General features: G+C 65.0%; 15 protein-coding genes. 7 read left to right on the top strand and 8 right to left on the bottom strand.

What is annotated here, in order from left to right; translation table 11 throughout:
- Window positions 1-10: 10 nt before the first annotated feature.
- Entirely contained in the window at window positions 11-445 is a 435-nt protein-coding gene (locus tag QX010_RS04055; protein ID WP_315718052.1) for a cupin domain-containing protein, read from the bottom strand.
- Between the two features lie 350 nt (window positions 446-795).
- Window positions 796-1,449: a glutathione S-transferase family protein gene (locus tag QX010_RS04050; protein WP_315805782.1), complete on the bottom strand. Its 654-nt coding sequence runs from the start codon at window positions 1,447-1,449 to the stop codon at window positions 796-798.
- Between the two features lie 190 nt (window positions 1,450-1,639).
- On the opposite strand from QX010_RS04050, the gene QX010_RS04045 reads away from it, so the two are divergent.
- Window positions 1,640-2,860 (top strand): polyhydroxyalkanoate depolymerase, encoded by a 1,221-nt coding sequence (locus tag QX010_RS04045; RefSeq protein WP_316177794.1) that lies wholly within the window; start codon window positions 1,640-1,642, stop codon window positions 2,858-2,860.
- Here the strand turns inward: QX010_RS04045 and QX010_RS04040 are convergent.
- Window positions 2,850-3,899, bottom strand: a complete 1,050-nt coding sequence (locus QX010_RS04040) for an AraC family transcriptional regulator (protein ID WP_316177792.1) — start codon at window positions 3,897-3,899, stop codon at window positions 2,850-2,852. The two genes, QX010_RS04045 and QX010_RS04040, sit on opposite strands and share 11 nt — an antisense overlap.
- Before the next feature lie 131 nt (window positions 3,900-4,030).
- Between QX010_RS04040 and QX010_RS04035 the strand changes: the two genes are divergently transcribed.
- The 3 genes from QX010_RS04035 (at window position 4,031) to QX010_RS04025 (ending at window position 7,209) form a co-directional block, all read left to right on the top strand.
- The gene (locus QX010_RS04035) at window positions 4,031-4,480 is read left to right on the top strand and encodes a cupin domain-containing protein (RefSeq protein WP_316177791.1); all 450 of its coding nucleotides are present in this window, start codon (window positions 4,031-4,033) and stop codon (window positions 4,478-4,480) included.
- 288 nt (window positions 4,481-4,768) lie between these two features.
- Window positions 4,769-6,256: an NAD(P)/FAD-dependent oxidoreductase gene (locus tag QX010_RS04030; protein WP_316177789.1), complete on the top strand. Its 1,488-nt coding sequence runs from the start codon at window positions 4,769-4,771 to the stop codon at window positions 6,254-6,256.
- 158 nt (window positions 6,257-6,414) lie between these two features.
- Complete coding sequence (locus QX010_RS04025) at window positions 6,415-7,209, top strand: substrate-binding domain-containing protein (protein WP_316177787.1); 795 nt, start codon at window positions 6,415-6,417, stop codon at window positions 7,207-7,209.
- A 76-nt stretch (window positions 7,210-7,285) separates the two neighbouring features.
- On the opposite strand, the gene QX010_RS04020 is transcribed toward QX010_RS04025, so the two are convergent.
- The 4 genes from QX010_RS04020 to QX010_RS04005 form a co-directional block, all read right to left on the bottom strand.
- Complete coding sequence (locus QX010_RS04020) at window positions 7,286-8,083, bottom strand: transporter substrate-binding domain-containing protein (RefSeq protein WP_316177785.1); 798 nt, start codon at window positions 8,081-8,083, stop codon at window positions 7,286-7,288.
- 165 nt (window positions 8,084-8,248) lie between these two features.
- Complete coding sequence (locus QX010_RS04015; protein ID WP_315805809.1) at window positions 8,249-8,482, bottom strand: hypothetical protein; 234 nt, start codon at window positions 8,480-8,482, stop codon at window positions 8,249-8,251.
- A gap of 164 nt (window positions 8,483-8,646) precedes the next feature.
- Window positions 8,647-9,552, bottom strand: coding sequence for a hypothetical protein (locus QX010_RS04010; RefSeq protein ID WP_316177784.1), 906 nt, complete (start codon window positions 9,550-9,552; stop codon window positions 8,647-8,649).
- Window positions 9,553-9,713: 161 nt separating this feature from the next.
- Complete coding sequence (locus tag QX010_RS04005; protein ID WP_316177782.1) at window positions 9,714-10,907, bottom strand: MFS transporter; 1,194 nt, start codon at window positions 10,905-10,907, stop codon at window positions 9,714-9,716.
- A 62-nt stretch (window positions 10,908-10,969) separates the two neighbouring features.
- Between QX010_RS04005 and QX010_RS04000 the strand changes: the two genes are divergently transcribed.
- Both QX010_RS04000 and QX010_RS03995 read left to right on the top strand, forming a co-directional pair.
- Window positions 10,970-11,776 (top strand): helix-turn-helix transcriptional regulator, encoded by an 807-nt coding sequence (locus QX010_RS04000; protein WP_316177780.1) that lies wholly within the window; start codon window positions 10,970-10,972, stop codon window positions 11,774-11,776.
- A gap of 126 nt (window positions 11,777-11,902) precedes the next feature.
- Window positions 11,903-13,252, top strand: coding sequence for a malonyl-CoA decarboxylase (locus tag QX010_RS03995; protein WP_316177779.1), 1,350 nt, complete (start codon window positions 11,903-11,905; stop codon window positions 13,250-13,252).
- Window positions 13,253-14,194: 942 nt separating this feature from the next.
- Here the strand turns inward: QX010_RS03995 and QX010_RS03990 are convergent.
- Window positions 14,195-14,605, bottom strand: a complete 411-nt coding sequence (locus QX010_RS03990) for an SRPBCC family protein (RefSeq protein WP_316177778.1) — start codon at window positions 14,603-14,605, stop codon at window positions 14,195-14,197.
- 423 nt (window positions 14,606-15,028) lie between these two features.
- On the opposite strand from QX010_RS03990, the gene QX010_RS03985 reads away from it, so the two are divergent.
- A complete protein-coding gene (locus tag QX010_RS03985) occupies window positions 15,029-15,661 on the top strand; it encodes a hypothetical protein (protein ID WP_316177776.1) in 633 nt (210 codons plus the stop codon).
- The last annotated feature ends 3 nt before the right edge of the window (window positions 15,662-15,664 follow it).

Here is a 15,664-nt window from a genome sequence, read left to right as displayed (position 1 = left end):
GAGAAGGCGCTCAGGTCCAGGGCGTGACCGGCGGCACGTTGTCGGTCGCCGGCGGCATCTCGACCGTCTTGAAGTCGGCCGGGCTGACGATCTCCATATATTCCATGTCAGGGGAATAATCGTAGAGGTAGTGCACGATGCCGGGCCGCTGGTGCACGACGTCGCCGGCCTTCACCAGGGTCGGCTTGTCCTCGTACATGAAGCGGGCCCAGCCCTTCATCATGATGACGATCTGGAAATCGCAATCGTGGCGATGCCAGCCTGTGCCATCCACCGGCGGACAATCCGGATTGGCCTTGACGAGGTGGCAGATCACCTGCCCGCCGGTGGCGTCGGCGATGCCGAGATCGCGATACAGAAAGAAGTCGCGCAACCCACCGCCCTTGTAGTCGGTATCCTCGGGCTTCACGTGCGAGAACTTGGTCACCACTGCATGCTGGTTCATGACGGCCTCCACCGGTTGATTGCGACATCGGCGACCGTTGCGGCCCATCGATCGGCCACAGCGGCCACCACGTCAGAAAGCGGATTGTGCCATGCGAAAACCACGCCACGCCCTGTTCGCAACGCAAAGATCGGCAGGCGGTGACGGCATCGCGCGCCGAACTGATTGCCAACAACCGGGTTTTGGCCGACGCCACACGGCAATGGTGACGTGCTGACAGCTCACGCCACGCGCCGAGAGGACGCAAATCCGGCTTCAAATTGAGCAGCACCTGCCCGCGACATGAGCCGTTCTCGCCGGGGCCGGCGGCTGCCAAGGGCCGCGGGCATGGACCGCTGACGGCAGGACACCTAGTACTCGACCTCCAGCTCCTCGATCTCCTCGGGCTCGGCCTTGGCGGCCTCGATCCATTGCTGCATCTCCGGCATCGCCATGATCAGGTCGGCATAGGCCCTGAGCTGCGGCTCCAGCTTCACGTCATAAGTCACGAAGCGCGTCACCACCGGCGCATACATCGCATCCGCCATGCCGCGCTGGCCGAACAGAAATGGACCGCCGGATCTCTCCAGGCAGTCGCGCCAGATCGCCCAGATGCGATCGATGTCGGCCTGCGCCCGCGTCCAGACCTTGAAGCCCGGAAAGTGGCCCTTGAGATTGACCGGCAGCGACGCCCGCAGAGTCGTGAAGCCGGAATGGATCTCGCCCGAAATCGAGCGGCAATGCGCGCGCTGGATGCGGTCGGCTGGCAGCAGGCCCGCCTCCGGAAAGGTCTCGTTGAGATACTCGCCGATCGCCAGCGTATCCCAGATCGTCGCACCATCGTGGCGCAGGCACGGCACCAGGATCGAGGACGACAGCAGCAGGATCTCGGCGCGAGCCGACGCGTCGTCCGGACCGACGATCACCTCGTCAAAATCCAGTCCGGCAAACCTGGCCAGCAGCCAGCCGCGCAGCGACCACGACGAGTAATTCTTGCTACTGATGGTCAACGTCGCTTTGGCCATGTCGCCCTACCCTGTTGCCGCATTGTCGATTGTCGTCCGCCCATCGTGCCGCTCGTGCAAGCGGCGCGATGGGCGGAGCCGGATATGTGAGAGATTTCATCGAGCAAGCGACATGCCAGTTTTTCAGGCAAGACTCGGCCGCTCTGGCTTCGATATTGCATACACCAATGCATGTAATGGATCGGACGCGATGGCGCTGCTGTACCAAGCCTATCAGAACCACATGGACCTGACCGAGCCGTGGCGCCAGAGCGCGGCAGCCGCCATGCGCTATCTCAACCTGATCCCATCAGGGCTATCCAGCCGCGCCATGCGGCGTCTGTCCGCCGCGCTCGAGCTGATCTCCCGCTCGGCCTTGACCTACGCCCGCCCGGCCTATGGCATCGACAGCGTGATGGTCGGCAACCGCGAGCTCGCCGTCACCGAAGAGGTCACGTTCAAGACGCCGTTCGGCTCTCTGCTGCACTTCAAGAAGGATGCCGCACCGGATCAGCCCAAGGTGCTGCTTGTCGCGCCGATGTCCGGCCATTTCGCCACCCTGCTGCGCGGTACCGTGAAGACGCTATTGCAGGATCACGACGTCTATATCACAGACTGGCACAATCCGCGCGACATCCCGCGCGATCATGGCCGCTTCGGCCTCGAAGATTACACCGATCATCTCATCACCTTCCTCGGCCAGCTCGGGCCGCGCCCTCACATGGTGGCGATCTGCCAGCCGTCGGTCTCCGCGCTCGCGGCCACCGCCGTGATGTGCGAGGACAACCATCCGTCGCGGCCGGCCACCTTGACCTTGATGGCCGGACCGATCGATACGCGGATCCAGCCGACCAAGGTCAACGAGTTCGCCAAGAGCAAGCCGATCGACTGGTTCGAGGACAACCTGATCCACTACGTGCCCTTTCAATGCAGGGGCGCCTTCCGCAAGGTCTATCCTGGCTTCGTGCAGCTCACGGCATTCGTCTCGATGAATCTCGAGCGCCACGTCAAGCAGCACATGGATCTCGCCAACCATCTCGCCAAAGGCGAGGTCGAGAAGGCCGAGACGATCAAGACCTTCTACGACGAGTACTTCGCGGTGATGGACCTGCCGGCGGAGTTCTACATCGAGACGGTGCGCGACGTCTTCCAGGACCATCTGCTGCCGCAGGGCAGACTGATGCACCGCGGCCGTCCCGTCGACCCGAAGGCAGTCCGGCGCATCGGCCTGATGACGGTCGAGGGCGAGCGTGACGACATCTGCTCGATCGGCCAGACGCTCTCGGCGCAGGACATCTGCACCAACGTGCGCGCCTATCGCCGCGTCCATCACATGCAGGCCGGCGTCGGCCATTACGGCGTGTTCAGCGGCAAGAAGTGGAACAACGAGATCTATCCGCTGCTGCGGGATTTCGTGCACGTCAATTCGTGAAGCGGCCGCGCTGTGCGCGTTGCAGCGTGGCCGACGGCGCCTCCCCGAACTTGTCGCGATAGGCCCCCGCCATCCGCCCGAGATGGGTGAAGCCGAGGTCGAAGGCGATGTCGATGATCCGCGCCTCCGGCGCAGCCGTCATCAATTGCGCATTGAGCCGCGCCAGCCGGATGTCGAGCAGCATGTCGGAGATCGACATGCCGAAATGGCGGCGGAAGCCGCCCTGCAGCGCCCGGATCCCCACGCCTGACGATGCCGCAAGCTGCGCCAGATCGAGCGGTTCGGCTGCGTGCGCTGCCAGGAGATCACGCGCCCGGCGGACGGCCTGCGGCAGCGTCTCGACCCGGCCGGAATGCAGCCTGATCGCCTCCGCCAGGCCATTTCCCGGCTGCGCGAACAGAATATCCAGCAGCGTCTCGCGCCAATTGGCGGCCGCGACCGCTGGCAGTCCGCGCCCACCGCCGAGACGCTCGGCGAGGTCGGCGAGCCCGAGCATGTGAGCCCGGAGCCGCGAGCCATGACATCCCGACAACGCGATTGCGGGATCGAATTCGATCGGTTGCACCGCGCGCCCGGACAGCGCTGCTGCGCGCTGTTCCACGAGACGGCGGTCGAGCAACAGGATCAACTGAGCGCACCCCTCCCAGACCATGCGCGTGGGCAATGTCGGCGACAGCAGCGACGCCGCATGATCCGGCGCCGTCGCGACCTCGCCGGTCCCGGCGAAGACCCGCGCGGTCCCCGCCAGCGGGAGCTGCAGCAGGAAGAAGCGGTCGAGACAGCCCGGATCAATGGTTACCGCACCGCCATAGGCGACGTAGTTGATGGAAAAGCCATCGAATGCCGCGCAATTATGCAGAGCGAGGAAATCGCGCGCAGTATCCGCCTCCGGTTGCAGCCCATGCGGACAGAAGATGCGGCCTATTTGTTCAGCGGCCTCATCGACATCGTGCGTTGCAACACGACCATAGGCGGTCAGCCGCGGCACCGCCGGTGACTTCCAACTACGATCAGCGGCTGCATCTGCATCTGCAGTCATGGCCTACATCGCCCGTCGAGATCGTTTGAAACCTATAATAATTAGCAACTGACGTCGAGGGATTCGTTTTCCGGATAGACTTGGGCAGGCCCCGGCTCGATCCTCCCATGCGTGCAGCAAGGAGATCCGCCATGATCACACTCGAAAAAGGCATCACGCGCGCAGGTACCGGCTATGCCGGCAAGACCTGGAATATCCTGGGTCAGCTCTATTATCCCAAAGCCATCACCGACTCCACGTTCGCGTTCGAGACCAACAGCGAGCCCGGGCAGTTCGTGCCGGTTCACGTTCATCCCACCCAGGACGAGTTCATCCTGGTGCAGGAAGGCGTACTCGACCTCAAGCTCGACGGCGTCTGGGTCAAAGCGAATGCCGGCGACCTCGTGCGCATGCCGCGCGGCATTCCGCATGGCTACTTCAACAAATCCGACAAGCCGGCGCGCGCGCTGTTCTGGGTCTCGCCGATGCAGAAGCTGGAGGCGCTGTTCAACATGCTGCACAATCTCGCCGACCCGGCCGAAGTGGTGCGAATCTCGGCGGAGCACGAGGTCGACTTCCTGCCGCCGGAGGCCAACGACTAGGCGACAGCGCGGGCCCCAGCGAGCGCCCCCCGATTGTTGCGGTACGAACGGCGCGCGATCATCGCTGTCGGCTCCGTGCGCCTGCAGCATGAGCAGCCGCTGCGCTCGGACGAGATGCGACCGGCGAGATCCTTCTCGCCCTGATTTCGATGCCGACCCATCCGTCGGCATCGCACGTCTCGGTCGCGCCGAGCGACCTTCGTCACCATCGAACTCTCGCGGGCTTCTGCAGCGCGGCGGGCGAATGCCGCCCGAACGCGGCTGCGCGCTCGACAACAAGGAGGTCCCATGATCAGCCGAAAGAATGTCTGTGTGATCGGCGCCGGCGTCTCCGGCCTGGCTGCAGCCAAAGCATTCACCGCCCGCGGGCACGACGTCACCATCGTCGAGCGGAGCGCCGATCTCGGTGGCGTCTGGGAGCCCGCGCGGTCCTATCCCGACGTGCAGACGCAGAGCCCCAAGGAGCTCTATCGCTACACCGACAAGGCGATGCCGGATCACTACCCCGAATGGCCGAAGGGACCGCAGGTCTATGCGTATCTTGCCGACTACGCGAAATCCCACGACCTCGTCCGCCTGATGCGGTTGAACACGACCGTGCTTGCGATGCAGCGCCGCAGTGACGGCAAGCCTGGATGGAGCCTCGACCTCAAAACCGGAGACCGAACGAGCCGGGAGGATTTCGATTTCGTCGCCGTCTGCACCGGTCAGTTCAACGAGCCGCAGACGTTGTCGCTTGGCGGCGAAGATCAGTTCGCGGCCGCCGGCGGCTTGATCCTGCATTCCTCGAAATACAACAATGCCGCGCTCACGAAGGGGCGCGACGTGGTGGTCCTCGGCGGCTCGAAATCGGCAACCGACATTGCAGTCAACGCCGTACGCGCCGGCGCGCGCTCGGTCACGATCGTGCTTCGCGAAGCGGTGTGGCGCATTCCCTACTTCGTCGGCGGTCTGATCAACTTCAAGCGCATCCTCTATATCCGTGCCCAGGAGCAGATGTTCGCAAGCTGGGGCATCGGCCCGCTCGCGCGCGTTGCCCATCTGCTGGCCAAGCCGCTCGTCTGGGCCAATTGGCGCGGCCTGGAGAGCGTGCTCAAGACGCAGTTGAAGCTCGCCAAATGCAACATGGTGCCGAAGGGCAGGATCGAGGACGGCGTGAACTGCTCCGTCCCGATCGCCACGCCCGACTTCTTCCCGATGGTCGCAGACGGCCGGATCAAGCCGGTCTACGGCACCTTCGACCACTACGAGCCGAACACCATCGTGACCAGCGGCGGTGAACGGATTCCGGCCGACGTCGCGATCCTCGCCATCGGCTACAAGCTCGGGGTCCCATTCCTGTCGGATGCCGACCGCGCCAGACTGGTCGATCCGGACGGGCAGTACCGGCTCTATCGGCTGATCGCCAATCCCGATCTGCCCGACATGGGATTCGTCGGCTTCAATTCGAGCTTCTGCACCGTGCTCTGTGCGGACATGGCCGCCAACTGGCTGGTGCGCTACGCCGACAAACAGCTGGCGCATCAACCGAGCGAGCGCGAGATGCGCGACAACATCGAGATGATGCTGCATTTCAAGCGGATCGAGCGCCCTGCCGCGGGCGTGTATGGCGGACTTTGCGTCGCGCCCTATCACTTCAAGCATTTCGACGAACTGCTTGCCGACATCGGCGCTCGGCGCCGACGGCGCAATCCATTGGCGGAGATGTTCACGCCGCCCGACGCCGACGCGTATAACGACTTTCTCGCATCCGCGCCGGCCTATCAGGCCGGCTGAGGTGGCGGCGAACAGTCTCGCCGCGCTGCAGACACAGTGACGCCGCGAGCGAGACGCATTGCGGAGGGATGGCCGGCCCCGCGGGGCGCTGGCCTTCCCGGCACAGTCGGGCTATCCAAAGCGCCCCCGGCCTCCAGCCGTTCGTCTCGGAGCCTGCCATGATCCTCTCGACCCATCTCCGCACCATCGGTCTCGCCGCTTCGGCCGCGTTCCTCCTGACCACCGCGGCCCAAGCCGCAGAAGTTCACGTCATGATCTCCGGCGGCATGACCGCTGCATTCAAATCCCTGGTGCCGGAGTTCGAGCGGCGCTCGGGTCACAAGGTCGCGATTGCGTACGGCCCGTCGATGGGAACAACCACGAATGCGATTCCGGTTCGCCTCGAGCGTGGCGAACCTGCCGATGTCCTCATCATGGTGGGCTACGCGCTCAGCGATCTCACCACCAAGGGCAAGGTGACGCCGGATAGCCGTGCGGACCTCGCCAACTCGCCGATCGGCGTCGCCGTCAAGTCGGGGACGCCGCATCCCGATATTTCGAACGCGGAAGCCGTGAAACGCATGCTGATCGCCGCCAAGACCATCGCCTATTCGGACAGCGCCAGCGGCGTCTATGTCTCCACCGAGATGTTCGACAGGCTTGGCATCAAGGACGAGATGAAAGGCAAGGCGCGGATGATTCCGGCCACTCCCGTCGGCGAGATCGTCGCCCAGGGCGAAGCGGAGATCGGCTTTCAGCAGATCAGCGAGCTCAAGCCGGTGAAGGGCATCGACATCGTCGGGCCGCTGCCGGCCGCACTGCAGAAGATCACCGTGTTCTCCGCCGGCATCGCCACGGCCGCCAAGGAGCCGGAGGCCGGCAAGGCGCTCATCAAGTTCCTGCAATCACCGGATGCGCGTCACGTGATCGCGGAAAGCGGCCTCGATCCGATCGTGAGGCGGGCGCCGAACTGACGCCGCAGGAGCCCGGCTGAGACGACGGCTCCCCCCCCCGTGGCGCGGGAGAGTCCGGCAGGCAGCGTCGGTGCGCTTACTGGGTGAGCAAAGTCGACTCGCTCAGATTGTTGGCGCCGTAGGCCTTCTTGAGCAGACCGTTCGCCTTGGACTCCGTCATGAACTTGGTGACGAAGGCCAAGGACTGCGGATGCTTCAGAGGCACCGCGACCGCCGTGTCCGTCTTCTTGAAGGTCTCGGCGAGCACCTTGGTGCCGGGAATCTGCTTGGCGATGAGATTCAGTTGATCGCGGGCCAAGGCCAGCGCGTCGATCTCGCCGGCACTCAGCAGCGCATAGACTTCCTCATAGGACTTGAAGCCGGTGACGGTCGCCTTCTTCAGGAAGGCCTTGGCGCCGCGCATCACGGTCGTATCGTTGATGGCCGCAACCTCGGTGCCGGCCTGGTCCAGCGCCGCGATGTTGGCGACGTCGAGACCGGCGCGGACGATGAAGGTGGTCTCGACCGAATCGTAGACCGGACCGAACGAGACCTTGGTTTCGCGCTCCGCGTCCTTCGGCATGAAGGCCACATCCCAGATGCCCCGCGCAGCATCTTCGGTGATCGCATTGGAATTCGGATGCTCGACGAATTCGACGGGCACACCGACCTGCGCGGCCATGGCCTTGCCCAGTTCGACCGGAACGCCTGAATAGCCGCTGTCCGACTTGACGCACCAGAACGCCCCGCCGGCGGCGCCGACGGCGATGGCGACGCGAAGCTTGCCGGTCGGCGCGATTTCTTCCTTCAAACCGGCTGCGCCGGCGGCGTTGCCGGCAAACGTGACTACCGCAGCTGCCAGGGCTGCGTCACGCAGCCAGCGCCAAAACGCCATGGCCCTCTCCCATCGAATTGCAAGTTGGATACGAGCCGCACCTTGCCGGGAGCACCGTTAAATACAGCTTACCTCGCTTGCGCAAAGCAGCATGCGACGCGCAAAACTTGCGCGTCGCAATTACGGTTTCAAATAACTCGATACCGAAAACCAATTAAGCGTCGCTTAAACGCAGCGCCGAACCGCGACGCCATTGACGATCACCGTGCGGCACGCCGCAGCCGCCACCGGCGGCTTGCGAACCACCACGGCGCCCGCCGCACCGGCGCAGCCGGCTCGCACGACGCCGCGTGCGCAGACCACGGCGTTGGCATCCGACATCGACACGAACGGCATTACCGCCAGGATGAACAATCCGCACAGCGTGGAAATAATGGCACGTGAAAGAATGGCGCTCATCTTCAAACTCCTGATCATGATCTGATTGGTCAAATATCCACCCTGTTGCGACCTTGCCTGGGACGTCCCCACCCGACAATTGGGACAATTTGGGTGGATTCGCTCTCCTGTGCATCCCCGCATGCGCTGCAGTGGTAACCGTGAACGGCGACAGCCACCCTGCATCAGCGATTGGCGGCAAACTGCGCGAGCATGCCCTTGCAGCCAGGTGTCAGCGCACCGGCATTGGCCGCGAGGCACTGCGCGATCCGGCCGCCGCCCGGCTCGATGCCGCTACACAACGCCCGCGCGTCCGCGCCGCACGCGGCCCTCACGATACGCAACTCCTCGAGCGGCCGCAGCGGTCGCAACACCAGCGCGGGCGCCGCCGGTGCAGCGGCGGTTGTCGCCGCGGGCCGGGCAATAGCCGCGGTCGCCGTCGATGCCCCGCTCGGCGTGACGCCGCCGCTCGAAGACGCCATCGCCTGAGCGCAGGGGCCGGACACTCTCACCTTGTTCTGCTCCAGGCACTGCAGCGCCGCCGCGCCGCCCGGCGGCACGCTGCTGCAGACCTTGCGGTAATCGGCGCCGCAGGCAGTTCGGATCGCGGCCACCTGGGCCTCGCTCGGCTTGCCCGCAGGCGCCGCCGCAGCCGGCTTGGCCGCAGCCGTGGCCAACTGGGCAGGCGCGGCCGGGACGGACGCGGCCGGCTGCGCCGCAGCCTTTAGAGGTTCGACGGAAGGCTTGCTCGCCTCGGCGGCGACCGGCCCGCTCGCGGCCGGTGGCGCCGAAGCCGGCTTGGCCTCCACGACAGGCTTGGCGTCTGCCGGAGGCCTTGCCTCTGACGCGGGCTCGAGCGCCTTGACCGCCGTCTGGCAAGCTGAGGACAGGCCCGCGATGTTCTTCTGCAGGCATTGGAACGCCGCCGCGCCGCCGGGCGGCACGCTGGCGCATTTCGACATGTAGTCCGACCGGCATGCCGACTTGATCGCGTTGCGCTGCGCATCGCTCTGCGCCAGCGCCTGCGTTGCTGCGAGGCCGGCCGCTGCGGCCATCCCGAGCACCAGCAGTCTCTTGAAGCAATTGATCATCGGCGGATCCTCAATGGTGTCGTGCTTCAATCTCTTGTCGCCACCGCAGTCGCCCGCAGGGTGGCCAATCGGGTCTCATCAGTATCAGCACGCGCATATCGGCCCAGGCTGCGCCGGCGGCGCAGGCCTGGCAATTGGGAAAATTTGGGTGGATCGCATTCTCACTCCGCCGGCGCCTGCCGCAGCGCCGGCTGCACCGCCGGAAGCTCCGGCGGCAGGATCAGCGCGGCGATGACCGCGACCAGGCAGAGCGCGGCGAAGGCCTGCAGCATGGTGACGAAGCCGCCGTGCTCATACAGCCAGGCGACCAGGCCGACCGAGGCGCCGGCCGCGGTGAAGCCGATGAAATAGCGCACCGCATAGGCGCGCGAGCGCCACTCCTCGGCGGTGTACTTGCCGACCATCGCGTCGTTCACCGTGACCTGCCCGAACGCGCCCATGACGATGCCGATCGAGGCCACGATCAGCGCCCAGTCGCGCGCATCGGCGGCGAGATACAACAGCGGCGCCAGCACCAGCGAGAGCGGCAGCGCGATCGTCTTCAGCGCGTGGCGATCGAGCAGCCGCCCGATCGTATACTGCGTCATGGCGCCGAACACGTAGACGCCGGCGGCGATCACGCCGAGCAGCGCCGGGCTCTGCGTCAAGCCCGCCAGCCGCTCCGCAAACAGCTTCGGCAGCGCCACGGTGATCGCGTTGAACGTCGTCGAGATCGCGATCACCACCAGCAGCAGCGCCAGCACCACGCGCCACATCTGGTCGCGCGCGACGCGGGCCTGCGCCGCCGCCTGCTTCGATCCGCGGCGATCCTCATGCGCGACCGCCAGCGCGAACACCGCGCCGATGCCGACCGTGATCACGCCGGGCACGATGAAGGCGAAGCGCCAGCCGAGATACTGCCCGACCACGCCGGTGACCAGCGCCGACGAGGCGACGCCGAGATTGCCGAACACGCCGTTCAGCCCCATGTCGCGGCCGAGCCGGTCGGCATAGGACACCAGCATCGCGGTTCCCACCGGATGGTAGATCGAGGCGAACAGGCCGATCGCGAGCAGCGCCGCGCCGAGTTGCCACGGCGTCTGCACCAGGCCGACCGAGATCATCGACAGGCCGATGCCGATGTAGAAGATCAGCATCATGTGCCGCCGGCTCCAGCGGTCGCCGAGCCAGCCGGTCAGCAGCGAGCCGGCGCCGAAGGCGATGAACCCGGGCGTCGCATAGGGCAGCAGGTCCGCATAGGCCATGCCGAGCGCGGGGCCCATGATGATGACCGCGGCTGCGAAGATCAGCATCGCATAATGGTCGATGAAATGGGCCGCGTTGACGAAGCCGATGACGCGGCGGGGACTGTTCATGGGAGCTGTCCTCGATTCCTGACAGATCGGTTATAGTCGACGCGACCAACGAGAAGCCGCCAATGACCATCGTGGACACGCCATTGAAGCCGCTCGGCGCCGACCGGGTGACGACCGAGCCCGGCGTCCACCTGATCGCGCGCCTCTATCACAAGGGCGCCCGGCTCGATCCGCACATGCACCGCGAATCCCAGTTGATCTACGCCTCGCGCGGCACGATGCAGGTGACGACGCCGCGTGGACGCTGGCTGGTGCCGCCGGACCGCGCCGTCTGGGTTCCGGCGCATCACGGCCATGCCATCGACATGCTGGCCGACAGCCAGATGCGGACCTTGTATTTCGAGCAGGACTGGCTGACGCGGGAGGCGCGAGGCGCGCGGCTCGACCGCGAGTTCGTGGTGCAGGTCTCGCCGCTGCTGCACCAGGCGATCCTGGCGCTGTTCGCCGCCGACGGCGACCGTGCGCGCACCGCGCTGCTGGTGCGGCTCGCGCTGCTCGAATTGCGCCGCGCCGAGGATTCCTCGACCTTCATCCCCCTGCCGCAGGATCCGCGCGCACGCCGCGCCGCCCAGCTCGTCCTCGCCTCTCCCGCGAGTGAGGAGGATCTGGCGACCCTGGCGGGCAAGGTCGGCAGCTCGGCCCGCACTCTGTCGCGGCTGTTCGCGGCGGAGACGCGGCTGAGCTTCAAGGCGTGGTGCCAGCGCGCCCGGATCGCCGCCGCGATCGAGCGGCTGTCCACCGACCGTCAGCTCTCCATCAAGCAGCTCGCCGCCGATCTCGGCTATGCCAGCGTGCCGGCGTTTTCGCATGCCTTCAGGCAGGTCACCGGCCGCACTCCGACCGAATTCGCGGAGCAGACAGGTGCATGACACGCCGGCCGCATATGCACGCCGCGACGGCGGCGTTGACGATTTGTTATGTTTGAATGTCGCCAGCTTTGCCATAAATCCATGTAACATCGCCCTCATCACGCTCCGGGATTCGACCGACATCAGATGGCCAACGCCTTTTTCACCGACCTGATCACCACAATTTCCGAGCGAGGCCGGACGCTGCTGCGCGGCGGCGGCGCCCCTACCGACAAGCATGATGCGAAAAGCCTGGCCGAGCTGTGCGAGGCGCTGGTGTCCGGCGCCGGCGAGGCCTCGGGCACGGCGATGGCCCGCGACGTGCTCGACGGCTATCACGATCTCGACCCCGAGGGCCGCAAGGCGTTCTTCACCGCGCTGGTGCATGATTTCGGGCCCGACAAGGCCAAGCTCGCCAAGGCGATCGACGATTGGCGCGCGGCACCGTCGGACGAAGGCGCGAGCGCGCTGCATTTCGCCTCCGAGCCGCGCCGGCAGGAATTGATCCGCCGGCTCAACCGCGCGCCGGGCGGCACGCCCGAGCTGGTCGCGATGCGCACCGATCTCCTGGATCTCATCAAGGGCAATCCGGAACTCGCCGCACTCGATCGCGACGTCGTGCATCTCTTGAGCTCATGGTTCAACAGGGGGTTTCTCGTGCTGCGTAAGATCGACTGGTCGACGCCGGCGAACATTCTGGAGCAGATCATCCGCTACGAGGCGGTGCACGAGATCCACGACTGGGACGACCTGCGCCGCCGCATCGATCCGGTCGATCGCCGCTGCTACGCCTTCTTCCATCCGGCGATGCCCGACGCGCCCTTGATCTTCGTCGAGATCGCGCTGACCGAGACCATCCCCGGCGCGATCGCGCCGCTGCTCGCCGTCGACCGCCCGCCGGTGCCCGCCGATCGCGCCCGCACCGCAGTGTTCTATTCGATCTCCAACACCCAGCGCGGCCTCGGCGGCATCTCGTTCGGCAACTTCCTGATCAAGCAGGTGGTCGAGGAGCTCCGGCGCGAGCTGCCGAAGCTCGACACCTTCGTCACGCTGTCGCCGGTGCCCGGCTTCATGAACTGGCTGAAGTCGACCCCCGATGCGACCGAAGAGGATCGCAACGTGCTGAAGCTGCTCAACGAGCCGCGCTGGGTCGAGGATGCCGAAATGACCGCCGAGCTGCGCCCGGTGATCGAGCCGCTCGCCGCGCACTACTTCCTCAAAGCGCGCACGTCGAAGGGCAAGGTGATCGATCCCGTCGCCCGCTTCCATCTCGGCAATGGCGCCAGACTCGAGCGCATCAACTGGCTCGGCGACCTCTCCTCCAAGGGCCAGCGCGAATCCGCGACCGTGATGGTGAACTACCTGTACCGCCTCGAGGACATCGAGAAGAACCACGAAGCCTATGCCAATGACGGCGAGGTCGTCGCCTCCAGCGCGGTGAAGAAGCTGCTGCGCGGCGAAGGCCGGCGGCTGCTGGATATGAGGTTGTCGTCGTAGTCTTGCGCTCACAAGGCTCATGAGACGGAACGCTCAAGCTACAAAGTCAGTGTCATCCCGGCGCACGCCGGGATCCATAACCACAGGCAGTCGTTTGAGGCAGGTCCGGTCGTTAGACCTCGCCAGGCCACATCCGCCGCGGCGTATGGGTCCCGGATCGGCGCCGCGACGCGCCTTGCGCGTCACGGCTTGTCCGGGACGACAGCGGAGGAAAACGGCTGCGTCGGTAGCTCTCAATGGCCTCCATGAGGCAGCGCGCTCCTGCAACAACCACCGCGTCATCCCGGCGAACGCCGGGATCCATAACCACAGGACCTCGTTTGAGGCAGGCTCGTCGTTGGACCTCGCCAAGCCACTTCCGCCGCGGCGTATGGGTCCCGGCGTTCGCCGGGACGACGATGGGGCTAGACCGGATTCACATCTCAAACAGCTCAAAGGACGTGCGACCGTAGCCTCGCGGCGCGTGGCGCCCGAGTGCTGCATCGACATGTCCCTCCGATCAAAACAGAGGGCGCAGGGAAGACCGGGTGCTGGCCACACCCATGGCCCCCGTGCGAGAAAAATGCACGGGGCAGGAACCACAGGTACGACCGGTGCATTCCGGCCTTCCCTGCGCGATGGTTTTCACGGTGTCCTTCGTGCTCTCCCTGGGGATCGGGCTCTTTTGCCCCCATCGCCCGCGCGCGCCGTCAAGCAACAACGCGGACTTGACCTCAGCGTCGAGAGGCCAGGACCACACGACTTCTCCGTCCGCAAGGACGCCGGTCGTCTGCCGACATCCTCACAGCCACCGCATCCCTGCCCCGACGTTCGTGACGACGCGTACGCCCCTCTGCGATGAGGCAGGATATCAGCAATATTGCTGATTTTCGGAATTTGTCAAGGGAGAAGATTCAGGCCGTTCACGACGCCCCCCATCGGGACGCCGTGCGCCCGGCACGCTCAGGACGCCTTCGCCTCCACGTGCCGTTTGAAATTGTCGAGAATGGCCTGCCAGCCTTGCTGTTGCATCTCGACCGGGTGCGTCGTTTCAGGATCGAAGACAACGCGAACGAGAACGCCGTTCGGACCGGTCTCGAAATGGACGTCCGCTTTCCGGTCGCCGAAGGCGTAGGCGATCAGCTTGTGCTCGACGATCTTCGTGTAGGTCCCGGCGAAGTCGAAGCCCATGCTGCCGTCCTTGGCCTCCATGCGAGAGGAGAAATCTCCGCCCTCCCGCAGATCGATCGTGGCCTTGGTCGTATGCCAGTCGTCCGAGGCAGCGTTCCACTTCACGATATCGGCCGGCGTCGTATAGGCGCGCCAGACCTGATCGATCGGGGCTGCGACGGTGGTTTCGACGGTGATCCGCATGACCATTGCTCCTTGGTTCGATTTGACGGCTCGCTGCAGACGTGCAGGAGTTTGTGCTCGAAGGACGATACAGACTGGCAGATGCCGACAGACCGTAGAACAATCTTGCCTCCAGGGATGCCGCAGGCTTGCGATGGGAAAAGCGATACGAGCGTCATTCGTTGCCGCCACCGCGCTGATTGGCGGCGCGCTTGGAGCGGTCGGTCTCGGCTACACGGCCTTGGCAGCCGGCTTCTTTGCTCTCAGTTTCGCGCCTAGGGGCATTCACAGCGACTGGAGCATGCTGGCGCTGTTGGGTGTCGTGGTTGGCATAGGTCTGGGCGGCCTCCTTGGAATTTGGGCGGGCGTGACAGCGGCAAAATTCTTGCTCCGGGAGAAGCAGACACCGGAACTCCGAGGACATTCCGACACCGAGAGATATTCATGAGCACCTCAGCGGAGATTTCGAAACGCATATCCGAATTGCTCTCGGAAGATGGCTTTCGGCAGCCTTCCCGCGGGATCTATGTGAAGCCATGGACCAACGCGTGGCGAGGATGGATCGGTGTGGACTCCGGACGTTACAGCCTGGGCCCGGTTGTCGGCGTGTTCAACGACGAGTTCCTGAAGGCCAGCAGCGAAGCGCTGAAGATGTCGGGTGCTCCATGGCGATACGGCAAGAATGGACCGCCACTGATCATGATCAACTTGCAGCAACTTGCCGAACAGGACGCTGACAATCGGGCTAGGATTTCTTGGACTTATCGCGGCAAAGCGTTGGAGCCAACCGTTGCGGACGACATCGTTCACTGCATCCGGACCTGCGGGTACCCATACATTCAGGCGCACACCAACATAGAGTCCTTGTGGCGCGAAGCCGTGGCTGAACGAAGGGCATCACCTGCCTTCGTGATGTATGTGCCGATCTTCCTCATCAAGCTCGGCCAGCTCGATACCCTTCGTCAATACGTCGCTGCCAACCGGGAGCGCCCTGTCAGCGCCGATCTCTCTGTCAGCTACCCGCAATATGTCGATGCGATGCTGAAAATCCATGGCATCGCACCGCTCGGATCGTAGCGT

The organism is Bradyrhizobium sp. SZCCHNRI1009 (assembly GCF_032487575.1).
Taxonomy (GTDB): domain Bacteria; phylum Pseudomonadota; class Alphaproteobacteria; order Rhizobiales; family Xanthobacteraceae; genus Bradyrhizobium.
Note: the sequence above shows the minus strand (reverse complement) of the source record. Positions and strands in the feature narration are given on the sequence as shown.